Below are 22,584 nucleotides of genomic sequence, written 5' to 3'. Positions count from 1 at the left end.
CGTTTTGATGTAGAGCGTCATGCTCAGGATGATTGACTGGATATATTTCAAAAGTCGTGCCAATTTTTATATTTATTTAAAATACAATGAGTTATTGTTTTTTATGGTTTTGAATGTCGTGTGTTAATTGGAGATTTTCATGAAATGATGAAACTAAATTGGAGATGATTTCATCAAAAGAATAAAAACCATATTTGCAGATCAATATTTTTAATCGTGTTTTGGGTCAAAAATTATAATTTCTAAATTATTGATATATATTAGAATTAAAATAGCATACCTCAAAGGTATATAAATATAAGAATAAGGTTGTCAATCTTTCGAGTTGGATTTAGGTAATATGGGGAATGAATATATTCACAAAACATATAGCCAAGGATGGATATTATGCCGCAAGCCAAGGATGTGAAGTTATATAAGCAGATACTTGAACAGAATAAAGATATTCAAGATTTGTTGGATAAAATTATCTTTGATAGTCAACATGGACAAATTTGGTTTGATGAAAATCGAATGTTACTGATGCATACCAGTATTCTTGGATTTTTAAGAAAAGATCTTTTTCAAATGTTAGGTTTAGAAAGAACCAAGCGTTTCTTTATTCGATGTGGATATCAAGCAGGTATGCGTGATGCAGAAGTGACTTCAAAACTGCGCCCAAATTTGAATGAAACGGAAGCGTTTATGGCTGGACCTCAGATGCATGGTATTCGGGGGATGGTCCAAGTTGAAGTTAATGACTTGCATTTAAGTCATGATTTAAAACAGTTTTATGCGGATTTTAATTGGTTAAATTCATTTGAAGCTGAAGTACATTTAAGCGAATTTGGCTCATCAGATGAACCTGCATGTTGGATGCTTTTGGGCTATGCATGTGGCTACAGTAGTTATGTGATGGGACAAACGATTATTTATCAAGAGACACATTGCGTTGCACAAGGGGATGAGCATTGTCGAATTATTGGTAAGCCACTCAGTGAATGGGAAAATGCTGATGAACTGATTCGATTTATGTCGCCTGATGCTATTTCAGATGAAATTATTGCCTTGCAGTCTGAACTGAATGAACTAAAGAAAAATATTTATACCGATGCGGAAAGTGATTACACCATGTTTAATGCAGTCGGTGAGTCAGTTGCTTATCGTAAAGTGTGTGATTTACTTAAAAAAGCAGCGGGAAGTAAAGTTGCTGTTTTATTGCAAGGCGAAACTGGTGTGGGTAAAGAAGCATTTGCACGTGGTATCCACAATGCAAGTCAACGTAAAGAACAGCCTTTTGTGGCCGTGAACTGTGCTTGTATTCCGCCAGACCTCATAGAATCAGAGCTCTTTGGGGTAGAAAAAGGGGCATTTACAGGTGCGATCCAGTCTCGAATGGGGAAATTTGAACGTGCACATGGTGGAACGATTTTTCTTGATGAAGTGATTGAGTTGTCTCCACGTGCCCAAGCGGCTTTATTACGTATATTACAAGAGGGTGAGTTTGAGCGAGTAGGTGATATTCGGACACGGCAAGTGGATGTGAGAATCGTTGCAGCAACAAATGAAGATTTAGAACAGGCTGTTCAGGACGGAAAATTCAGGGCAGATTTGTATTATCGTTTAAATATTTTCCCAGTGATCATTCCACCATTACGAGAGCGCAGAGAGGATATTCCCTTATTGATCAATCATTTTCTAGCTCGTTTTGAAAATATGTATGATAAAACCTTGAAAGGGTTGAGTGATAAAGCTAAAAATTTTGTGATGAAATATGATTGGCCTGGAAATATCCGTGAATTAGAAAACTTATTAGAACGGGCAACCTTACTCACTGATCATCAACAGGAAATTAAACTCAATAATTTATTCCCACAAATTAAGCAAGATGTTGAAGACAAGCCAGTAAGTTTTAATTTTGATTCATTACTTCAAACAGGGTTTAGTTTAGAAGAACATGAAAATCAATTAATTTCCAATGCTATGCAAAAATCAGGGAATAATATTTCTGAAGCAGCGCGATTATTGGGGATCAGTAGAGCATCTTTAGATTATCGCTTAAAAAAGCAAATTGTGAAGGGACGCTGAATATGTGCTGAGTATGTAAAGGTAAAGAGAACACAGCATAATATTTTATATACTGTAGCTTCGTATGTATAAAAAATTAAAATTTCAAAATTATCAAAAATTTATAAGATTGCTAGAAACTAATGATGATGTAGATAAATCGCTTAAAACAATACTCGAAAGAATGACGCACCTTTCTTAAGAGTATTGTTTAATTCAAAAATTAAATATAAATAAATTGAGAAATCTTATTTGCATGCTCAATCACGCTTTGAGCAATGTTAGTCCTAAATACATCTTCAGAATAAGTACTGAGTGGGCAACTTACAGATAAAATAGCAACCATTTCCTGTGTCGATTGATTGAAAATAGGTGCTGCGCAAGCCGCCATATCGGTATTAAAGTGTCCCCAGCTGACCATAAATTTCTGTGTTCTTACATAGTTTAAGCGTTCTAAAAGAGACTCCAGATCATGAGGGGTACGTTCAGAATATACCTTCCAGTCGGTGAAATTTGCGTAACGTTTTCTCACTTCAGCTTCAGGTAAACCAGCCAAAATTAATTGACCAATCACTGTGGCATGTGCATGCCAGCGTGTACCAATATGTACATTACTGGTAAATGGCCCAATGGATTGGACATTGTGAATAAATACGATGTCTGTGCCTTCAAGAATGGAAAGGTGAACTGCAATTTTAATTTCATCACGCAAACTTTGCATGATCGGCGCAGCCAATTCATTTAAAGATAATTTAGACAGGCTATTAAAGCCCAAAGCCATGACATTACTGTCCAAGGCATACGTTTTTTGTGATCTCTTTCGAAGATAGCCGCAAGACTCAAGTGTATAGATTAAACGGAAGGCACTGGAGCGATTCACCTCTATTTTTTCAGCAATTTCTGAAATCGTCATTTCCTGATGGTCTTGATCAAATAACTTTAAAATAGCCAAGCCACGTACCAAACCGGGTACTAAATAACGCTCATCTTTATTTGTTTCTGTTTCTAGCTCTAAGAGCGCGTCTGTATTTGTTGAATTCATCAATAAACGAACCTTAATTAATGATGCAGTCTGCTTAAGCAGGATGTTGTAAATAGCATTTTAACGTTCAAAATTGCAGATCACAATATTTATATATAAAACGTAATTTCACATTCAAAACGTTACAAAATGTATTTTTAATCTAAATGCATGAAATTTTTACTTAAAAAATATTTGACTTTTATTTTGCTGAAAGTTTATTCTGAGCATGTTGTTTTGGATATTAAATAATGTTTTATATATAAAACATGGAAGGTGGTGACATGAATTGGATATCCGTTTGTAAAGTGGATGAAGTTACAGAGGACGAGCCAAAGGCAGTTGAGGTTAATGATAAAAAAATAGGGATTTTCGTCATCGAAGAAGATTACTTTGCAATCGAAAATGTATGTCCTCATGCCTTTGCATTATTGACTGAAGGCTTTATCGAAGACTCAACAGTGGAATGTCCTTTACATGAGGCCATTTTTTCTATCCCAACGGGGCGTTTAGAAAGTGGGCCAGGTTGTCGGGATTTATGTACATATCATGTTCGAGTCGAAAACGAAGAAATTCAGATTCAGCTTTAAAAGTTGATTAGTTGATTATTAGGGACGTTATCAAATGAAACAGTTTAATGAAAAGCTGGCGAAATGGATCAATGCAACACCCTCAAATGATGCAGGGATTAACAATATTCAAGTGCCAGGCCAAGTCGAGCATTTGGTATGGCAAAACCGTTACAAAGAACCGAGCGCATACGAATTAGATTTTGTACAACAGCTAATACAAGCTTTTTCTAATGGCGTAACTGAATTAAATGATTTGGTTTTGAGCTTAAATCAACAAGGATTTAGAAATGATGCTGGTGAGTTGTGGACTGTTGAAAACTTTTCAACAGAGATGCAACGCTTAGGATACGAATAGGAATAAGGACATGATCATGACAACAGCAATTGATACGGAACATTATCTAAATCTTGGATTACGTGACCAATGGTATCCAGTTTTAGCAAGTTGGGAAGTCAGTTCAAACCCAGTTGGTATTACTCGTTTAGGTGAAAATATTGTCGTATGGCGAGATGAAAAAGGCACAGTTCATGCCTTAGAAGATCGCTGCCCACATCGTGGCGCACGTTTATCTTTAGGTTGGAACTTGGGTGATCGTGTTGCATGTTGGTATCACGGTGTTGAAGTGCGTCATGATGGTGTAGTTGAAGATGTGCCTGCTGTACATGATTGCCCATTAAAAGGCAGTGATTGTGTCAAATCATACCAAGTACAAGAAATGCATGATGCAATTTTTATTTGGTTTGGTCTTGATCCATCTGAACAGCCTGCTGAGCTTTCTCTCCCAGATCAGCTTGCAAGTGAAGAATGGAGTTCATTTCTGTGTATGGCAGATTGGAAAGTCAATCATCAGTATGCCATTGATAATGTAATGGATCCTATGCACGGCTCTTATTTACATGCCACATCACATTCGATGGCAGAAGGTGAACGATCTGCGGAAATGAAACATCGTTCAACCCAAGATGGTTTTATCTTTGAAAAACAAGGGCAATCAGGTGTGAACTTCGACTGGGTTGAATATGGTCACACAGGAGCGGCTTGGTTACGTCTATCAATTCCATATCGCAAGCAGTTTGGTCCGGGTGGCGAGTTTTGGATTGTGGGTTTTGCTACACCGATTGATGCAAACAATACCCGTGTTTTCTTCTGGCGCTGCCGTAAAGTTTCAGGTTGGCAACGTAATGTATGGCGTTTTTTATATCGGAACCATTTAGAACAATTGCATTGGGATGTTTTGGAACAAGACCGAATTATTTTGGAAAATTTAGCACCGAATGCACGTCAGCATGAATTCTTATATCAACACGATGTCGGTTTATCTCGATTACGTCGTTTGATGAAAAAAGAGGCGGAAAAGCAAATCAAAAAAATTGCCGCACTTCAAACTGCTAAAGATGAAAATCGTATCGAAGTCAAGGAAGTGTCCCATGGTTAGTTTACCTATTCTAGCAGGTAAACGTATTTTTGTTACGGGTGCTGCTAGAGGTTTGGGGCGTGATTTTGCTCAAGCAATTGCAGAAGCGGGTGCAACAGTTGTGATGGCAGATGTTTTGACAGATCTCGTACAACATGAGGCTCAACTACTTGTAGATCAAGGTTTAAATGTATCTGCGGTCAGCATTGATTTAAGCCAAAAAGAATCTATTCAAAAGGCTGTTCACACGGCGGTTGAACGACTTTCAGGTTTAGATGGTTTGGTGAATTGTGCTGCTATTGCAACGGGTGTTGGTGGTTCGACATTGATGGAATATGACGAGGATCTTTGGGATCGAGTCATGACCGTCAATGTTAAAGGGACTTGGTTAGTAACTCAGGCATGTACACCGTATTTAAAAGCCTCTACTCAGGGGAAAATTGTCAACATTGCTTCGGATACTGCGTTATGGGGTGCACCCAAATTACTTGCCTATGTTGCGAGTAAAGGAGCAATTATTTCCATGACACGGTCTATGGCAAATGAACTGGGTAAAGACAATATTTGTGTAAATACCATTAGTCCAGGTTTAACTTTGGTTGAAGTGACTGAGCAGGTTCCTCAGGCACGTCATGATTTGTATGTCAATGGAAGAGCAATACAGCGTCAGCAATTACCACAGGATTTAAACGGCACAGCGATTTATCTACTTTCAGATATGGCTTCGTTTGTGACGGGACAAAATATTCCTGTGAATGGCGGTTTTGTATTTAATTAAGGAACAAAACATGATTACAGGAATTGAGGTTCTAAAGTTTGGCGTTGAAAATCGACAAGAGGCCAATACTTTTTTAACTGATTTTGGTTTGAAAGCAGCTATTTCCGACATAGAAAATACTGATTTATATCAAACTCAAAATGGTAGCAAAATTTATTTATTTGATGTTGCGGATGAACGGTTACCACAAGCCATTGAAGCGGGTTCAACTTTACGTGAAGTGACGTGGGGCGTTGACAATGAACAGGACTTTGAATGGCTGAGCATTAACTTGATGCATGAACCTGATTTTTTGTGTACAGCATCTAAAGTGCAATGCCGTGATCCAAATGGAATGACCATTGTTTTCGAAAAAAGTATAACACGTGAGCTACCAACAGCAGCAACAGCAGCGATTAACCAATACGGCAATGTACAGCGTATCAATGCGGCTAGTCCTGTCTATGAAAAAGCAGAGCCTGTTGCGATTGGTCATGTGGTATTTTTCACACCAGATTTAGCCAAAACACAAGCTTTCTATATCGAAAAAGTTGGTTTCCATTTATCGGATGCTTATCGGGAGCGTGGTGCATTTTTACGTTGTCGTGGTGAAGGTTTTCATCATGATTTGTTCCTACTCTCAATTCCAAATAAACCAGCAGGTTTAAATCACGTCGCCTTTGTCGTAAGAGATATTCACGAAGTAATAGGTGGTGGTTTAAGTATGAATCGTCAATCTTGGTCAACCTTTATTGGACCAGGTCGCCACCCTATTTCTTCTGCTTATTTTTGGTATGTAAATTCCCCATTGGGTGGTGCTTTCGAATATTACACCAATGATGATTATCTCACAGAAGAATGGCAACCGCGTGAAGAAGAGCATCGTTTGGAGTTGTTTACTGAATGGGCAATTGAGGGTGGTTTGGATCATGAAACCCGTAGGCAAGTCAAACCAGCCTAAAGGCAAAGTCAGATAGCGAAAGAGATAAGGAAATCGACATGAACAAAATTGTGATTGTAGGTGCTGGGCAAGCCGCTGGTTGGGCAGTGCATACCTTGCGTAATCAAGGATATGCAGGTGAAATCCATGTGGTATCCAATGAAGATCACGTTTTTTATGAGCGCCCACCATTATCAAAACAAGTGCTTTCTGAAGAGGCAACATTAGAAAGTTTAAATTTGTTTTCTATTGACCAAGTAGATGATTTTTGTGTGATTTGGCATAAGCCTGATCATGCTGTGAAATTAGATAAAGCACAGAAAACGGTACATTTGGAAAGTGGTAAACAACTGGTCTATGACAAGTTACTTATTGCAACGGGAAGTCGTGCACGGATACCTGTCTCAGCATGGAGTTCAATGGAACATGTCTATACGCTCAGAAATATTCAGGATTGCCAACAGTTAGCACAACATTTGAAAACAGCCCAGCGTATCGCCGTTATTGGTGGTGGATGGATTGGTTTGGAAATTGCAGCAACTGCACGTAAGCAAGGAAAAGACGTCGATATTTTTGAATACGGTTCACGTCTTTGCGCACGCAGTGTCAGTCCAGAAGTCTCTGACTTTCTGAAAGAGCTACATGAAAAAGCAGGAACACATGTTCATTTAGATGCAACCAAATTGCATTTAATAGAGGCTTCGAATAAGCAAGTGGAAGTTTTTAATGCAGATTCTTCGTTGCCATTATTCGATTGTGTTGTTGTTGGAGCAGGCGCTGAAATTGCCAAAGAGTTGGCAGATCTAGCACAGCTTGAAGTAAAAGACGGCATCGTGGTGAATGAGTTTGGTCAAACCTCTGACTTAGACATTTATGCAGCAGGCGATGTGGCCATTCATCCTACCTTAGGTTATTGCATCCAGTCTTGGGCAAATGCGCAAAATCAAGCGATTGCAACTGCAAAATCCATGTTAGGTGATTTAACCGCTTACCAAGATATTCCATGGCTGTGGTCAGATCAGTATCAAGCCAATATCCAAATTTTAGGCACATATCAACCTGAGCAAACGAAACAGGTAGTGATACGTAAAACAGATGAAAACCAAATCAGCTTTTTTTATTTAAATGAGCAACATCAACTCATCAATATGATTGCTGTAAATGATGCCAAATTGGTGAAGTTGGCTAAGCGGTGGATAGCCAATTCTAAACAGTTAGATCCAGCTCAATTGCAAGATATCAATTTTAATTTAATGAAATTGAAATAACTGTTTTGGGGTAGCGAATTTAGCCAAATTTAAAAGGATTTAGTATGGAAAATGATGCAAAAACAGGGATGAAGCATTGGACACCAGCCATTATTTTAATGATCTGTGTGGTCTTAGCTTTTTTTGACAAAATTAGTATTGCCGTCTTGTTCTCTGATACGACATTTCAAAATGCCATGGGGATTGGTCAAGACAAAGCAAAACTCGGTTGGTTAATGACGAGTTTTCTATTGGCATATGGTTTTTCATCCATATTTTTAAGTTCTTTGGGGGATATCTTTAGCCCAAAGAAAATGCTGTTTTGGAGCGTTGCATCGTGGGGTGTGCTCATGATTGCAATGGGTTTTACAACCCATTATGGAACGATGCTGACCTTACGAGTATTACTTGGTTTAGCGGAAGGACCATTGTTCGCTCTAGCTTATACCATTGTAAAACAGACTTATACCGACCGTCAGCAAGCACGTGCATCGACCATGTTTTTATTGGGTACACCCATAGGTGCTTTCCTCGGCTTTCCGATTACGGCATTTGTTTTAGGCCATTATGACTGGCATTCCACTTTCTTTGTGATGGGTGCAATGACTTTTGTGGTCCTTCTGATTATTACTTTTGGTCTACGTAATTTAGAGCTAAAACGTACTGTTGATCTTGATGGTGTCGGTAAGCGTGTCAATTTAAAAACACATTTAAACAATAGCAAAGCTTTATTCACCAATTCCGCATTCTGGTTATTGTGCATCTTCAATATTGCCTTGATGACTTATCTATGGGGCTTAAACAGTTGGGTACCGTCTTATTTGATTCAAGACAAAGGCTTAAATTTAAAAGAGTTTGGTATTTATTCAAGTCTTCCATTTATTGCCATGTTGATTGGCGAAGTGATCGGTGCATTTCTTTCTGACAAATTAGGTAAACGTGCAATTCAAGTCAGTGGCGGATTATTGATTGCAGGTATTTTCATGTACGTCATGGTGATTGCAACCAATCCGATGACGGTGATTCTTGCAATGTCACTGAGTGCGATGGCATGGGGATTTGGTGTCTCGGCTGTATTTGCTTTATTGGCACGAGTGACGACCGCAGATGTTGGCGCAACAGCAGGCGGAATTTTCAATGGATTAGGTAATTTTGCCAGCGCGGTCGCACCTGTGATTATTGGTGCAATTGTGATGCAAACAGGCAGTTTCAATATCGGAATTACCTTTTTAGCTGCTGTTGCTGTTATTGGTTCATTTTTCCTTATTCCACTTTTAAAACGTTATTAAAGATTGAGTTTTGAGTCGCTAAATCGTGCTGCTCAAAAAATAAATTAACCCAATGAAATGGTCGAATATTGTCAGCTGTATTGGCGTAGTTCGATGAAATGTAAGGAGATAACATCATGTCTATACAACAATTTGAATCATGGAAACAGCCTGAAAATCAATCTTTAGAAGAGTGGATTGGTGGTCGTATTGCTCGCTTTGAAACACGTCGTTATGACTTCGACGCATTAAAGTTCCAAGCAGATTACGATCCTAAATATCGCCGTGCACAAATGCGTTATATGGGGACGGGTGCAACAGGTGTTGCGAATGATAGCAATACCGTTCCTGCTGAAAATTTCACATTTTCAACCATGGTTTTACCACCTCAGTGTGAAGGTCCTTTGCATATCCATCACGATGTAGAGGAAGTGTTCTTTATGCTTCGTGGTGAAATTGATTTATTTATTGAACATGAAGGTGAGCGTTTTGAAACACGTTTAAAAGAACGTGATTTGATATCAATTCCGCCAGGTATTTATCGTGGATTATTTAACCCAGGAAGTGAAGATGCATTGATGTGCGTGATGTTGGGAACAGGTAAACCTACTATTCCAAACTACCCACCTGAGCATCCTTTATCTCAGATTAAACGTTAATTTTTTAAGTGTTTTAAAGGTGAATCATGATGACTTTAGTTGAGCAACTGGCACAGTTTGAATTGAAAACAGTTCAGTTCAATGGTGTGAAGCAATCTTATCGTGAAGCAGGAGAAGGGAAGCATTTGGTATTGCTACATGGCATAAGCTCTGGTTCTGGTTCATGGGTAAAACAGTTGCAAAGCCTAAGTCAACATTTTCACGTGATTGCATGGGATGCACCAGGTTATGGATTATCAGACCCATTGGAAATGACTCAGCCAAATGCGATGGACTTTGCTCAACGATTGAAAGCAATGGTCGATGCATTAGGTTTGGAACATTTTATTTTGGTTGGGCATTCACTGGGTGCACTTCAAGCTGCTGCATTTAATGCTTTATATCCAGACTCTGTGGATGCTTTGATGATTACCAATGTCGCACAAGGCTATAAAGGGCACGATGAGAAGCAGCAGCAAGCTGTATTTGAGAAACGTCCCAAAATGCTCAAAGAATTGGGCGCTTCGGAGATGGCTCGTTCACGTGGTCCACATTTGGTTGCACATGCATCAACAGAAGTGATGCAACTGATTGAAGCCGTAATGCAGCAGATTAGTTTAACGGGATTTATTCAAGCGTCATATCTATTGGCATATGACGCTATTCAAAGTTATTTAAAAATTCAACAGCCAGATACATATGTGATCAAAGCCATGTCGGATGGCATCACGCCTCCGCAAGATATTCAAGCCTTGGTTGATGGTTACAAACTTGAGCATTGTTATCAAATTGAAGATGCAGGTCATTTGAGTTATTTAGACCAAGCAGATCAGTTTAATCAAATTTTATTGTCGCTTAATTAAGCTTTGATGTGAGATAGGGAAATGAGTTTCCAATTAAATGGAAAAAATGCAGTGGTGACTGGTGGCTCATCGGGTATTGGGTTAGCAACAGTAGAACTGTTAATCGCTGAAGGTGCCAATGTGGCATGGTGCGGTCGAGATGAAAAGCGATTAAGTGATTCAAAAGCAATGATTCTATCACGCTATCCAAATGCAACTGTATTGACTGCGGTATGTAATGTTTTAGATAAAGCAGAAGTACAACAATTTGCAGATCAAGTGCAAAAAGAATTTGGTGGTATTGATATTTTAATCAATAACGCAGGGCAAGGGCGTGTTTCCAATTTTGACACGACAGAAGATCAAGATTGGTTAAAAGAAATTGAACTGAAATATTTTAGTGTTTTACATCCGATTAAAGCCTTTTTACCTGCATTGAAAAAGTCAGATTGTGGTTCGATTACCAATGTAAATTCGTTATTAGCACTCCAGCCTGAACCGCACATGATTGCTACCTCATCTGCACGTGCTGCTTTGTTGAATCTCACCCATTCTCTTGCGCATGAGTTTGCGCAATACAGCATCCGTGTGAACTCGATTTTATTAGGTATGGTGGAGTCTGCACAGTGGAAACGTCGTTTTGAAACCCGTTCGGATCTTGAACAATCTTGGGAAGAATGGATTGGCAACATTGCAAAAAAACGGGGTATTCCAATGGCACGTTTAGGTAAGCCAGAAGAACCTGCACGCGCTTTGGTTTTTCTTGCATCGCCAATGGCGTCTTATACCACAGGCTCAACGATTGATGTGTCTGGCGGTTTTAATAAGCATTTATAAGGTGAGCACATGAAACAGTTAATGATGATTGGTTTGGGTGCAATGGCAAATGAGGTACTCACCCATTTACCAAAAGACCTAGCATTGAAATGGGTCGTGGTTCCTGAACGTAGTATTGAAAATGCCAAACAAGTACTTCCAAGCGATGTACAGGTGATTTCGAATATCAGTGATTGTATTGGCGTACCTGATTATGTGATTGAAGTTGCAGGTCAAGCGGCCGTCAAAGAGCATGCGGAAAAAGTATTGGCACAAGGTTGGAATTTAGGACTGATTTCTGTCGGCACTTTGGCAGATACCACCTTTTTTGAAAAATTACAGAGTGTTGCACAGCATACAGGGGCACATTTACATCTCTTAGCAGGTGCGATTGCTGGTATTGACGGTATTGCCGCAGCCAAAGAAGGGGGCTTAGAAAAAGTCACTTATAAAGGCTGTAAAAGCCCGAATAGTTGGCGTGGTAGCTATGCTGAGAAATTAATCGATTTAGATCATGTCACTGAAGCCACTGTTTTTTATCAGGGAACTGCACGTGAAGCTGCTTTAAATTTTCCAGCCAATGCCAATGTGGCAGCGACTATTGCATTAGCAGGGGTTGGTATGGATGAAACCAAAGTTGAGCTGATCGTTGATCCGAATATTAGCCAAAACAAACACACTATCGTTGCGGAAGGTCGTTTTGGAAAAATGAGTATTGAAATGATTGGAGTGCCTTTGGAAAGTAATCCAAAGACTTCGACATTGGCTGCATTGAGTGTCATCCGTGCTTGTAGAAATAGCGTAGACGCAATTCAGATTTAAAGAATAAGGTGTGAGTGCCATGGTAAAAGAAATTTATGTTGCAGGTGAATGGCGTTTAGGTCGTGGAAATGTGATTCAAAGTCTATTTCCCGCAGATAATTCTGTGAATGCTGAAATCTCGACGGCAACTTTAGACGATGTTGAAGAAGCGATTGTTAAAGCAGATCAAGCTTGGCGTAAACCAGAATGGCGCCATTCACTTCCTCACGAGCGTGCCAAAATTTTATATCGAGTTGCCGATATTATTGAATCACGAGTGGATGAATTATCAAAGTTACAAACACGTGATAATGGGAAGCCTTTAGCCGAAACACGTGCTTTGGTGATGAGTGCGGCAGCAACCGCACGTTTTAATGCGGCAGCATGTGAAACGTTTAATGAGGAGTTAACCACTCAACGTGCACCTGATTTTTTAACGATGAGTGTGCATGAACCTGTTGGCGTAGTTGCTGCAATTACGCCTTGGAACTCTCCAATTGCCAGCGAGGTACAAAAATTAGCGCCTGCGATTGCAGCAGGGAATGCCGTGATTTTAAAACCGGCTGAAGCAACCTCTTTAATTGCACTTGAACTAGCTAAAATTTTTGAAGAAGCAGGGCTGCCAAAAGGAATCTTAAGTGTTTTGATTGGCCGTGGTTCAGTCATTGGTGATGCAATTGCTCAACATCCTTTGGTACGTAAAATTTCTTTTACTGGTGGTACTTCTACTGGACGGCATTTAGCACATATAGCTGCTGAAAAATTGATTACCACATCGTTGGAGCTCGGTGGTAAATCTCCAACTATCGTACTGCCTGACGCTGATATTGAAATTGCAGCTAAGGGTATTGCATACGGTATTTTTAGCTCTGCAGGTCAAGCGTGTATTGCGGGCTCACGTTTATTTATTCATCAATCAATTTATGAAACTTTTCTAAAACGTTTAGTTGAAATTACCGAAGGTTTACGTGTCGGACATCCTGAGCAGCCAAATGTACATATGGGTTCTTTGATTAACCCAAAACATTTGGAATCCGTTCATCGTTATGTCGAATTGGCAAAAGCTGAAGGCGGCACTGTAGTTACAGGTGGTGAAGCGATTACAGCGGGTGAGTTTGCTAAAGGAAGTTTTTATAAGCCAACCATTATTACGGGTTTAGACAACAGTGCACAAACTTGTCAGGAAGAAATTTTTGGCCCTGTTTTAGTGGTATTGCCTTATCAGGATGAACAAGACTTGATTGAGCAAGCCAATGACAGTTGTTTTGGACTAGCAGCAGGAATCTGGACTGAAAATTATCGTAAAGCTTGGAAAATAGCACGGAGTTTGGAGGTCGGTACGGTATGGATCAATACCTATAAAAAATTCTCCATCAGTGCGCCATTTGGCGGGTTTAAAGATAGTGGCATAGGGCGTGAAAAAGGACGTCTAGGTATTTTGTCTTATATGCAGCAAAAAAGTATTTATCTGGGCTTAAACGAACAGGCTAATCTTTGGAGTGATTAGCACTCGTTTAACCATAGATCAGGAATTTGAAAATTAAGGAATTATGAAATGACAGAAAGAGTAAATGTAGGTGAAGCGATTGTCCGTGTATTGGAAGAACATCTTGTAGATAGTATGTATGGCGTGATTTCAATTCATAATTTACCCATCGCGGATGCTGTTGGACGTCGTGAAAAAATGCGTTTTGTTGCTGCTCGCGGTGAAGCTGGATCTGTAACCATGGCAGATGCACACTCCCGTTTTAAAGGTTTGGGGGTTGCATTGACCAGTACGGGTGCAGGTGCAGGGAATGCAGTTGGATCCCTTATTGAAGCGATGAATGCAAGTAGTCCTGTATTGCATTTAACGGGTCAAGTTGAGCGTGAATATTTAGACCGAGATGCGAGTTTTATTCACGAAACCAAAGACCAACTCACCTTTTTAAAAGCATCAAGCAAAGCCGCATTTCGTATTACCAGCCCTGATCATGCTGTTGGGATCATTCGAGAGGCGATTCGAGTTGCGACCACCGTTCCAATGGGACCAGTTAGTGTTGAAATTCCGATTGATGTACAAGCTGCTGAAATTGATTTACCTGCAAACTTAGGACCAGTCAAAGCATTGCAACTCCCAAAAGCAGAAGATGCAGAAGTTAATTCAATTGCAACTGCTATTCAAGCAGCAAAGCGACCAATTTTTTGGATTGGAGGCGGTACGCTGAATGCAACTGAAGAAGTAAAAGCGATTGCAGATTTAGGTATTCCAGTGGTGTCTTCGACACATGCACGTGGTGTTTTGGCAGATAGTCATCCACGTTCTTTAGGGGCTTTTCACAACGCTGTTGCAGTTGAGAAATTGTTGAAAGAAGCTGACTTATTGGTTGTGGTAGGTTCACGTTTACGCAGTAATGAAACGAAAACTTATTCAGTTGAATTCCCTGATAATATTATTCAGATTGATGCCAATCCAGTTGCACAGCAACGTAATTATAAAATTAATAAATTTATCTGTGCAGATGCCAAAGATGTTCTAGGTCGTGTGATTCGTCAATTGACAGGTATTTCTAAAGTCGATGCGGAATACGATGCAGCAATTGTTGCAGCACATGAGGATGCGATAAATGCTTTACGTACGCAAATGGATCAGTATGCATTGATCTGTGATCACTTGAGAGCAGCATTACCTGAAGATGGTATTTTTGTACGTGACATTACGATGTCTGGAAGTACATGGGGAAGTCGTTTGTTTCCTGTTCAGACACCAAACAAAAACATTCATTCTTTGGCTGGTGCAATTGGTCTTGGTCTTGCACATGCAATCGGTTCATCTATTGCAAACCCTGACAAAAAAGTAGTCGGTTTAGTCGGCGATGGTGGTTTGATGTTAGGCATCGGTGAAATCGCAACCATGGCACAAGAAAATACCGACATGGTGCTTATGGTGATGAATGATGGCGGTTATGGCGTGATGCGTGGCATTCAAAATAACTATTTCGATGGTCGCCAGTATTTTAATGAATTGCACACCCCAGACTACCGTTTACTGGGTGAATCGATGGGTGTGAAAAGTTGGAAAGTGGGTAGTGCCGATGAATTTAAAACAGTGATTCAACAAGCGATTGACTTAAAAGGTCCAGCAGTAATTGAACTGGATATGAATGCGATTGGACCATTGAAATTTGCAGGTCCACCGCAGAAAAAACTGTATTAAATTTTGTTGAATGTACTCACAACAAAAGTCTTTGATCATGCTGTAGTTCAAGACTTTTAAATTGCGTATGTAAATCAACTTTCCGATCTTATTTTAAATCTCAAGATGAGGTCGGTCATACATTCTAAAACAATATAAAGCATTCAATATGTTGTGCTGTCTCAAGGATATTTGACGGTACAGAATGCCTTTGATTTTTATTGGGAAAAATTGAGCAAAAGCGCTTAATTTTTTTTAAATAAAAAATCAGATAAACAAAGTTTTGTATATAAAACAAGAGTAGTGTCAGTAAAGGGAAATTATATGAATAACATCGTGTTAGGTTCAACAATTGTAATGATGCTCATAGCTGGATCATCTTTTGCTCAGGCAAAAGATGATCCATTGGAATGGAAAAGTAACGATGGAACGCAGTCTTTAAAAGTTGGAGGTGTACTCCGTTTTAATCATCGTTATGAGCAATGGAAAGCCAGTGATAAACGTGGTTTTGGTAAATTAGATTTTGATATTTTCCGTTTAGATTTAAAGGGTAAATCAGGTGATGCCTATTTAAATGCGAGTTATCTTGTTCAGGATCAGGAAAAGACTTCTATTGAAAAAGCCTATGTGGGATATCATCTAGATCAGCACAACAGTATAGATGCTGGCTTTGTATATAAACCTTTTGCGATTTATCCATATCCACAAAATGGTTGGACATATCATATTCCTTTCTTTTTAGGCTATGGTAACAATGCTGCACCAGGGATCAATTGGAATTACACTAATCCCGATTGGGATGTAAAATTGGGCTATTACCCAGAAATGTTACAAACCAATTTACGCTATTCACCTGAAGTCGCAACCTATGATGATCTATCAGCCAATCATTTGCCTTTTCAAAAGAGTTATCAAAATGAAAAGAAAAATCAATTCAATACTCGGATTGTACGTAAGTTTGGTAATGATGAAATCGGTAAACATGAGATTGGGCTATCAGGTGCTGTGGCGCAACTTCACAATAAACTGACCGATAAAAATGGGAGTTATTACGCAGCTAGTGTACACACCAACAGTAATTATCAGCGTTGGAATTTGCAATCATCCGTCATCCATTATCAATACGATGCTAAAAATCCTGATGGGGTTGATGATGACATGACTCTCATGGGAGCGAATGGTTTAACCCCCTCTTATTTTATTGCTTCTGAAGGAACGATTGCCAGTCTGAATTTAGCATATACATTACCGATTCAAAATATGGGTAAATTAAAAGCAATCCGTTTTTACAATGATTATAGCTATTTAGACAAAGAGCGCAGTGATTGGGATGCCTCGCAAATGAATACCACTGGTGCGATGTTTATCGCTTCTCCATTTATGCTATGGGCTGATTATACTTGGGGTAAAAATGCAAATATCATTGGTGGTGCGACCAATGGGACAGGCTTTACTTCTGCAACTTCGATTAATAGCGATAAGTGGATGTATCGTGTTAATTTAAATATTGGTTTTAGTTTTTAATGAGTTTTAAATCAGTAATGTATTTAAATATTGAACAAGAACATGTTTCAATATTTTGATTTTCATTCATAAAGTGATATGCGTTGAAATGATCAAACTTGGGTCTAAACTGAAAAATATCGGTCATGATATATTTTAGTTATGAAGAAAAAGGACTCATGTTTGGTCATCAATCAACAGAGTGGGCGAATATTGATAAAATGAATATTATCTAAACAAGTTATTGTTGACTATAATAAAATACAAATTAAGTAATTCTTATTGGCAGTCAAAATGAGTAAAAAAGGGTCATCCATTACTAGAGTTTTAGATATTATTGAAGCGATTTCTACAGCGAAACATCCACCTACACCATTAGACCTTGCCATTGAATTAGATATTCCAAAACCCAGTATTCACCGTTTATTACAAACATTAGAACAAGAAGGGTTTATCAAAAATGATATATATGGGGGATATATTGTCGGTGATCGAACTTATAAACTATTGATGAGTTCTTGGGAGCAAGAACCACGAAAGATGGAACGACTGGCGATACTTCAGAAACTTTCAGATCAAATCAATGAAACTTGCGGGATTGCAATATTAAGTAATAATCAAATGCTGTACACAGATCGGGTACAAGCAAATTGGCCATTACAAGTCTATTTGCCTGTTGGTTCAACTGTTCCTTTATGGTGTACCTCAAGTGGAAAATTATTTTTAAGCTTTCAGCCAGAAAACAAACGTAAGAAAATATTAGAAAATTTACCAATTACGCAACTCACAAAAAATACAATTACTGATCCAGTTTTACTCGAACAAAATCTAAATGATATTTTTCTTCATCAGATTGGAACAGACAACGAAGAATTCATTTCAGGAATGGTGGCATGTTCTGTACCGATCCAAAGGAAAGACACGATTGTTGCTTGTTTATATACTCATGCACCGACGATACGAAAGTCTTTGGATGATCTATTGGCTTTTGAACCCTTGTTACGTCAGGCTGCCAATGATCTCAATCAGCTTATCGATTTTGATTAAAAAAGATTGAATATAAATTGAATAAAAAGTGCAAATAGCTTGGCTATTTGCGCTTTTCAATGAAATAGTTTAGTTCAATGTAGGCATTGAAAATTGAGCACCTTCACGCACATTGGCTGTAGGCCAACGCTGGGTAATGGTTTTACGACGTGTATAAAAACGAGCACCATCAGGTCCATAGGCATATAAATCACCAAATAATGAGCGTTTCCACCCACCAAAGCTATGATATGCCACAGGTACAGGTAGCGGTACGTTTATTCCAACCATTCCAACTTTGATGTGATCACTAAAATAGCGAGCAGCTTCGCCATCACGGGTATAAATACAGGTTCCATTGCCATATTCATGATTATCAATCAGATCCATAGCTTGTTGCATGGTTTTTACTCGCATGACTTGTAAGACAGGGCCAAAGATTTCTTCTTTATAGCTGATCATGTCTGGTGTAACTTGATCGATGAGCGTTGCGCCGACATAGAAGCCATTTTCATAACCTTGTGGTGCTGCATTTCGCCCATCTACTACAATTGTGGCGCCTTGTTGTTCTGCACTGTCGATATAACCGACAACTTTTGCTTTATGTTGTGCTGTAATCACTGGGCCGAAATCATTGGTTTTGTCAGAAAAAGCCCCGTATTGAAGTTTACGAATAGCGTCCGATAACTTGGAAATCATTAAATCAGCAATCTCATCACCCACAGCAATCGCCACTGAAAGTGCCATACAACGCTCACCCGATGAACCAAAAGCAGCACCTAATAAAGAGCTAACAACATTATCAATATCAGCATCGGGCATGACAATCGCATGGTTTTTTGCACCGCCTAGGGCTTGGCAACGTTTACCTGTAGAGGTGGCTGTTTGATAGATATATTCAGCGATTGCTGTTGAACCGACGAAGCTCACCGCTTGAACTCTCTTGTCATACAATAAAGTATCTACCGCTTCTTTATCACCATTAACAACATTCATCACCCCATCGGGTAAGCCTGCTTCTTTGAGTAATTGAGCGATAAATAAAGTAGATGAAGGGTCTTTTTCTGATGGTTTAAGTACAAAGGTATTTCCACAAACGATAGCCATCGGAAACATCCACAACGGCACCATAGCAGGGAAGTTAAAAGGAGTAATACCTGCTACCACACCTAAAGGTTGAAACTCACTCCAAGAATCAATGGATGGCCCTACATTTTTACTAAATTCGCCTTTTAAAAATTCAGGAGCACTGCATGCGTATTCCACATTTTCAATGCCTCGTTGTAACTCGCCAGCAGCATCATGCACAATTTTTCCATGTTCTTGGCCAATTAAGGCACAAATTTGATCTGCATTTTGTTCAAGTAATTCTTTAAATTTAAACATGACACGGGCACGTTTAATTACTGGAGTATCACGCCATTCTGGAAATGCAGCTTCTGCAGCAGCAATCGCGTGTTCAACTGTGGTTTTACTGGCGATCGCAACGTTTTTGCTATGCTCACCTGTGGATGGGTTATACACAGGTTGAGTTCTTGTATGATCAGTGTTGAGCTGACCATTAATTAAATGTCCAATAAGATCCATGGGTGACTTCCTCTTTAAATTGTTCTAAAAATATTGGTGCAAAAATAATGATGTCTCGTTTACCAAAGTTGCTGATACAGTGAAACCATTTCAGCAATACTCGGTACACGTGGGTTATTGAGTGGTGATCCAGATGCCAAGGCTTGTTCTGCCATGGTTTGAACAAGATCATCAAAGGTCTGTTTGCTCACTCCAAATTCGGCTAGGGTTGGAACTTGTAGATCCGTATTAATATGAATAAGTGCTTGAACTAGTTTTTGGTTCGCTATCTCAAGCTCATCATCTTGATTTGCGACACCAATCGCTTTTGCACAATCTGCATAACGCTCAGGTGCTGCTTGTATGGAATAAGAGGTAATCATCGGCAATAACATGGCATTGGAAAGACCATGTGGCACATGGAAAAAAGCACCAATTGGACGGCTCATTCCATGGACTAACGCAACCGATGCATTGGAAAATGCAATCCCTGCGAGTGTAGAGCCAAGCATCATTTTTTCTCGCGCGATTTCATTATCAGGTTGGTGATAAACCGTTTGTAAATTTGGCCCGATCAGTTTCATTGCTGCAATTGCTTGAGCATCGCTATACGCATTCGCTTTTTTACTGACATAAGCTTCAATGGCATGAGTTAATGCATCAATACCAGTATCTGCTGTTGTACGTGCTGGCAATGACATAGTGAGTTCATAATCAATAATGGCTGCTACTGGTAAAAAACCCAGTCCAGCACAGAGCATTTTTTCACTGGTTTGATCATCGGTAATAATGGTAAAACGAGTGCATTCTGACCCTGTTCCCGCAGTTGTAGGAATCGCAATAATTGGAAGACCTGTTTCATTGACTTGTCGAGGAAATTTATAGTCACGTATTTCGCCACCGAATTTACCTAAAATACTAATTGCTTTAGCACTGTCAATTGGACTGCCACCGCCTACAGCAATAATGGCATCATAGTGATGGCTTTTTACATGTTGCACACCTGCGGCGATCGAACCAGAAGTCGGTTCTGGAATCGTTTCATCAAAATAATCGGCATATATCTCTGCTTCTTTTAGAAGTTGTTGAATTTTTTCGATATATCCTAATGAAACCATCATTTTATCGGTAATGATTAATGGATTTTTAGCGCCTAAAGACTTGAGAATATCTGGAAGTTTACTTCGGGAATTTTTCCCAATTTCCATAATTCGAGGTAGGTTGATGCTATGCGACATTTTTATATCCTTATAAAACTTTGAAAATAATTCACATTTTTAAAATGAGCCAAATATTGTGCCGAGGGTAATCACACCACTTAACGCAAACAAAGGAATAATGACAGCGACAATAAACATGTCGTAATAAGACTGTTTATGGGTTAAACCACACAGTGTAATAATGGTAATGACAGCACCATTATGAGGAAGTGAATCAAGCGCACCCGATGCCATCGAAGCGACACGGTGCATGAGTTCAGGGGATATTCCAAATTGAGTCGCGAGGTTCATATATGTTTCGCCCATGGTATTTAAAGCGATACTTAAACCACCAGAAGCAGACCCAGTAATACCAGCCAATACATTAATCACGATTGCTTCAGAAATAAGCGGGTTACTCGGTGCAACTCCAACAAGGAAATCACGCAGAATAATAAAACCTGCCAATGATGCAATCACAGAACCGTAGCCAACTTCTGATGCTGTATTGAAAATAGGTAGAAAAGAAGATGAAACACCTTGTTGAATGGAGTCTTTAATATTTGCGATCTGCTTCCAGTTCAAAACAATAATCGTCACGCAAGCCAATACTAAAGCACAAATAATGGCCCAAAGTCCGATGACGGAATTCAGTGAAGTATTGCCAAATTTATCTGTAGCGAGATAGGCCGTATCTAGGCTAGGTAAAATGAATTTAGTTAAAACTAAATTGGTAATGATCACGACCAAAATTGGGATCATGGCGATAATTAGGCTTGGATCAGTCGATCCAACTGAGTTTAGATGGGGGTGTGATTCAATATGCTGACCATAACCTTCTTGTTGAGATGATGCTGTTTTAATACGTCTATTGAGCCACCACATTCCCGTAACCAAAATAAAGATAGAGGCCAAAATACCTAAACCTGGTGCTGCATAAAGGTCTGTATTAAAAAAAGGCATAGGGATCGCATTTTGAATCGCTGGCGTACCCGGCAACGCTGTCATAGTAAAGGTTAAAGCACCTAACATAATCGCAGCGGGGATCAAGCGTTTAGGAATATCAAGCTCTTTAAATAATGCTGCTGCAATCGGAAATACAGCGAATCCAACCACAAATAAAGAAACACCTCCATACGTTAAAACTGCACATGACAATACGATTGAAAGCATGGCTCTTTTATGACCAAGTTTGTCTACAAAAAAGTTAGCAATGGTTCTAGCCGAACCAGAATCATCCATCAATTTTCCAAAGACGGCACCTAGTAAGAAAAGCGGAAAATATTTAATGATGTAACCGCCGAGACCAGTCATGAATACTTGAGAATACATACCGAGTAATTCATTGCTTAATCCACTCCACATGACTGCGAAAAGTGCAAGCAATGGAGCGAGAATAATGACACTAAATCCTTTATATGCCAGATACATGAGCAAAATTAAGGACAACACAATTCCTATTAAACCAATCATTTTAAACATCCTGTTTTTATATTCTTATATAATGATACAAATCGTATCATTATTGATGTATATAATTTAATCGCTCATAAGTCAATAGAAAATTTGCGAAGCCGTGCCAAAGCGATAAAGATCGAACTTGCGTCTTTAACATGAAACAACTAGGTGAAATAAAAGGCAGTGATAAAATCAGCGTATGACCTAAAAACTCTAGTGCTTTATAAATCATGAAAATTGTATAATATTGCTTTTAATAAATAATTATGTTTTTCAATCATTTATTTTAATAAA

General features: G+C 39.1%; 20 protein-coding genes. 16 read left to right on the top strand and 4 right to left on the bottom strand.

Features of this window, described 5'->3' with window-relative positions; translation table 11 throughout:
• The first annotated feature begins 387 nt into the window (after window positions 1-387).
• Entirely contained in the window at window positions 388-2,067 is a 1,680-nt protein-coding gene (gene mobR, locus D7V20_RS10540) for a phenol degradation transcriptional regulator MobR (RefSeq protein WP_120384248.1), read from the top strand.
• A gap of 202 nt (window positions 2,068-2,269) precedes the next feature.
• Here the strand turns inward: mobR and D7V20_RS10535 are convergent, their stop codons facing one another.
• On the bottom strand, window positions 2,270-3,088 hold the full coding sequence (locus D7V20_RS10535; protein ID WP_120384247.1) for an IclR family transcriptional regulator: 819 nt from the start codon (window positions 3,086-3,088) through the stop codon (window positions 2,270-2,272).
• Window positions 3,089-3,351: 263 nt separating this feature from the next.
• Here D7V20_RS10535 and D7V20_RS10530 point away from each other — a divergent pair, with 263 nt between their 5' ends.
• The 15 genes from D7V20_RS10530 (at window position 3,352) to D7V20_RS10460 (ending at window position 18,088) form a co-directional block, all read left to right on the top strand.
• A complete protein-coding gene (locus D7V20_RS10530) occupies window positions 3,352-3,657 on the top strand; it encodes a non-heme iron oxygenase ferredoxin subunit (protein WP_120384268.1) in 306 nt (101 codons plus the stop codon).
• A 34-nt stretch (window positions 3,658-3,691) separates the two neighbouring features.
• Complete coding sequence (locus D7V20_RS10525) at window positions 3,692-3,994, top strand: recombinase-like helix-turn-helix domain-containing protein (protein WP_120384246.1); 303 nt, start codon at window positions 3,692-3,694, stop codon at window positions 3,992-3,994.
• A gap of 16 nt (window positions 3,995-4,010) precedes the next feature.
• The gene (locus D7V20_RS10520; RefSeq protein WP_407923943.1) at window positions 4,011-5,075 is read left to right on the top strand and encodes a Rieske 2Fe-2S domain-containing protein; all 1,065 of its coding nucleotides are present in this window, start codon (window positions 4,011-4,013) and stop codon (window positions 5,073-5,075) included.
• Window positions 5,068-5,832, top strand: a complete 765-nt coding sequence (locus D7V20_RS10515) for an SDR family oxidoreductase (protein WP_120384244.1) — start codon at window positions 5,068-5,070, stop codon at window positions 5,830-5,832. Before D7V20_RS10520 ends, D7V20_RS10515 begins: the two co-directional genes overlap by 8 nt.
• A 10-nt stretch (window positions 5,833-5,842) precedes the next feature.
• Window positions 5,843-6,772, top strand: coding sequence for a VOC family protein (locus D7V20_RS10510; protein WP_120384243.1), 930 nt, complete (start codon window positions 5,843-5,845; stop codon window positions 6,770-6,772).
• 38 nt (window positions 6,773-6,810) lie between these two features.
• Complete coding sequence (locus D7V20_RS10505; protein WP_120384242.1) at window positions 6,811-8,019, top strand: NAD(P)/FAD-dependent oxidoreductase; 1,209 nt, start codon at window positions 6,811-6,813, stop codon at window positions 8,017-8,019.
• A gap of 44 nt (window positions 8,020-8,063) precedes the next feature.
• Window positions 8,064-9,287: an MFS transporter gene (locus D7V20_RS10500; protein ID WP_120384241.1), complete on the top strand. Its 1,224-nt coding sequence runs from the start codon at window positions 8,064-8,066 to the stop codon at window positions 9,285-9,287.
• Window positions 9,288-9,403: 116 nt separating this feature from the next.
• Window positions 9,404-9,925 (top strand): cupin domain-containing protein, encoded by a 522-nt coding sequence (locus D7V20_RS10495; protein WP_120384240.1) that lies wholly within the window; start codon window positions 9,404-9,406, stop codon window positions 9,923-9,925.
• A 26-nt stretch (window positions 9,926-9,951) separates the two neighbouring features.
• Window positions 9,952-10,767: an alpha/beta fold hydrolase gene (locus D7V20_RS10490; RefSeq protein WP_120384239.1), complete on the top strand. Its 816-nt coding sequence runs from the start codon at window positions 9,952-9,954 to the stop codon at window positions 10,765-10,767.
• Window positions 10,768-10,788: 21 nt separating this feature from the next.
• The gene (locus tag D7V20_RS10485; RefSeq protein WP_120384238.1) at window positions 10,789-11,583 is read left to right on the top strand and encodes an SDR family oxidoreductase; all 795 of its coding nucleotides are present in this window, start codon (window positions 10,789-10,791) and stop codon (window positions 11,581-11,583) included.
• Window positions 11,584-11,592: 9 nt separating this feature from the next.
• The gene (locus tag D7V20_RS10480; protein ID WP_120384237.1) at window positions 11,593-12,384 is read left to right on the top strand and encodes an aspartate dehydrogenase; all 792 of its coding nucleotides are present in this window, start codon (window positions 11,593-11,595) and stop codon (window positions 12,382-12,384) included.
• 19 nt (window positions 12,385-12,403) lie between these two features.
• Window positions 12,404-13,870 carry an aldehyde dehydrogenase gene (locus D7V20_RS10475; protein ID WP_120384236.1) on the top strand — a complete coding sequence of 489 codons (1,467 nt, stop codon included), beginning with the start codon at window positions 12,404-12,406 and terminating at the stop codon, window positions 13,868-13,870.
• Between the two features lie 48 nt (window positions 13,871-13,918).
• Window positions 13,919-15,559, top strand: a complete 1,641-nt coding sequence (locus D7V20_RS10470) for a thiamine pyrophosphate-binding protein (protein ID WP_120384235.1) — start codon at window positions 13,919-13,921, stop codon at window positions 15,557-15,559.
• A 303-nt stretch (window positions 15,560-15,862) separates the two neighbouring features.
• Window positions 15,863-17,062 carry a hypothetical protein gene (locus D7V20_RS10465; protein ID WP_213072509.1) on the top strand — a complete coding sequence of 400 codons (1,200 nt, stop codon included), beginning with the start codon at window positions 15,863-15,865 and terminating at the stop codon, window positions 17,060-17,062.
• 273 nt (window positions 17,063-17,335) lie between these two features.
• On the top strand, window positions 17,336-18,088 hold the full coding sequence (locus D7V20_RS10460; protein ID WP_120384234.1) for an IclR family transcriptional regulator: 753 nt from the start codon (window positions 17,336-17,338) through the stop codon (window positions 18,086-18,088).
• Between the two features lie 69 nt (window positions 18,089-18,157).
• On the opposite strand, the gene D7V20_RS10455 is transcribed toward D7V20_RS10460, so the two are convergent.
• Genes D7V20_RS10455 through D7V20_RS10445 form a run of 3 tightly spaced genes read right to left on the bottom strand, consistent with a single transcriptional unit; the run spans window position 18,158 to window position 22,305 of the window.
• Window positions 18,158-19,654 carry a CoA-acylating methylmalonate-semialdehyde dehydrogenase gene (locus D7V20_RS10455; RefSeq protein ID WP_120384233.1) on the bottom strand — a complete coding sequence of 499 codons (1,497 nt, stop codon included), beginning with the start codon at window positions 19,652-19,654 and terminating at the stop codon, window positions 18,158-18,160.
• Between the two features lie 59 nt (window positions 19,655-19,713).
• Window positions 19,714-20,871 carry an iron-containing alcohol dehydrogenase gene (locus D7V20_RS10450; RefSeq protein ID WP_120384232.1) on the bottom strand — a complete coding sequence of 386 codons (1,158 nt, stop codon included), beginning with the start codon at window positions 20,869-20,871 and terminating at the stop codon, window positions 19,714-19,716.
• A 39-nt stretch (window positions 20,872-20,910) separates the two neighbouring features.
• Window positions 20,911-22,305: a GntP family permease gene (locus tag D7V20_RS10445; protein ID WP_120384231.1), complete on the bottom strand. Its 1,395-nt coding sequence runs from the start codon at window positions 22,303-22,305 to the stop codon at window positions 20,911-20,913.
• Between the last annotated feature and the right edge of the window lie 279 nt (window positions 22,306-22,584).

Source organism: Acinetobacter rongchengensis (assembly GCF_003611475.1).
Classification (GTDB): domain Bacteria; phylum Pseudomonadota; class Gammaproteobacteria; order Pseudomonadales; family Moraxellaceae; genus Acinetobacter; species Acinetobacter rongchengensis.
Note: the sequence above shows the minus strand (reverse complement) of the source record. Positions and strands in the feature narration are given on the sequence as shown.

Bases quoted from the DNA above. Each gene is read 5' to 3' on its own strand.
- mobR (WP_120384248.1), top strand. From the start codon at position 388: ATGCCGCAAGCCAAGGATGTGAAGTTATATAAGCAGATACTTGAACAG.
- D7V20_RS10535 (WP_120384247.1), bottom strand. From the start codon at position 3,088: ATGAATTCAACAAATACAGACGCGCTCTTAGAGCTAGAAACAGAAACA.
- D7V20_RS10530 (WP_120384268.1), top strand. From the start codon at position 3,352: ATGAATTGGATATCCGTTTGTAAAGTGGATGAAGTTACAGAGGACGAG.
- D7V20_RS10525 (WP_120384246.1), top strand. From the start codon at position 3,692: ATGAAACAGTTTAATGAAAAGCTGGCGAAATGGATCAATGCAACACCC.
- D7V20_RS10520 (WP_407923943.1), top strand. From the start codon at position 4,011: ATGACAACAGCAATTGATACGGAACATTATCTAAATCTTGGATTACGT.
- D7V20_RS10515 (WP_120384244.1), top strand. From the start codon at position 5,068: ATGGTTAGTTTACCTATTCTAGCAGGTAAACGTATTTTTGTTACGGGT.
- D7V20_RS10510 (WP_120384243.1), top strand. From the start codon at position 5,843: ATGATTACAGGAATTGAGGTTCTAAAGTTTGGCGTTGAAAATCGACAA.
- D7V20_RS10505 (WP_120384242.1), top strand. From the start codon at position 6,811: ATGAACAAAATTGTGATTGTAGGTGCTGGGCAAGCCGCTGGTTGGGCA.
- D7V20_RS10500 (WP_120384241.1), top strand. From the start codon at position 8,064: ATGGAAAATGATGCAAAAACAGGGATGAAGCATTGGACACCAGCCATT.
- D7V20_RS10495 (WP_120384240.1), top strand. From the start codon at position 9,404: ATGTCTATACAACAATTTGAATCATGGAAACAGCCTGAAAATCAATCT.
- D7V20_RS10490 (WP_120384239.1), top strand. From the start codon at position 9,952: ATGATGACTTTAGTTGAGCAACTGGCACAGTTTGAATTGAAAACAGTT.
- D7V20_RS10485 (WP_120384238.1), top strand. From the start codon at position 10,789: ATGAGTTTCCAATTAAATGGAAAAAATGCAGTGGTGACTGGTGGCTCA.
- D7V20_RS10480 (WP_120384237.1), top strand. From the start codon at position 11,593: ATGAAACAGTTAATGATGATTGGTTTGGGTGCAATGGCAAATGAGGTA.
- D7V20_RS10475 (WP_120384236.1), top strand. From the start codon at position 12,404: ATGGTAAAAGAAATTTATGTTGCAGGTGAATGGCGTTTAGGTCGTGGA.
- D7V20_RS10470 (WP_120384235.1), top strand. From the start codon at position 13,919: ATGACAGAAAGAGTAAATGTAGGTGAAGCGATTGTCCGTGTATTGGAA.
- D7V20_RS10465 (WP_213072509.1), top strand. From the start codon at position 15,863: ATGAATAACATCGTGTTAGGTTCAACAATTGTAATGATGCTCATAGCT.
- D7V20_RS10460 (WP_120384234.1), top strand. From the start codon at position 17,336: ATGAGTAAAAAAGGGTCATCCATTACTAGAGTTTTAGATATTATTGAA.
- D7V20_RS10455 (WP_120384233.1), bottom strand. From the start codon at position 19,654: ATGGATCTTATTGGACATTTAATTAATGGTCAGCTCAACACTGATCAT.
- D7V20_RS10450 (WP_120384232.1), bottom strand. From the start codon at position 20,871: ATGTCGCATAGCATCAACCTACCTCGAATTATGGAAATTGGGAAAAAT.
- D7V20_RS10445 (WP_120384231.1), bottom strand. From the start codon at position 22,305: ATGATTGGTTTAATAGGAATTGTGTTGTCCTTAATTTTGCTCATGTAT.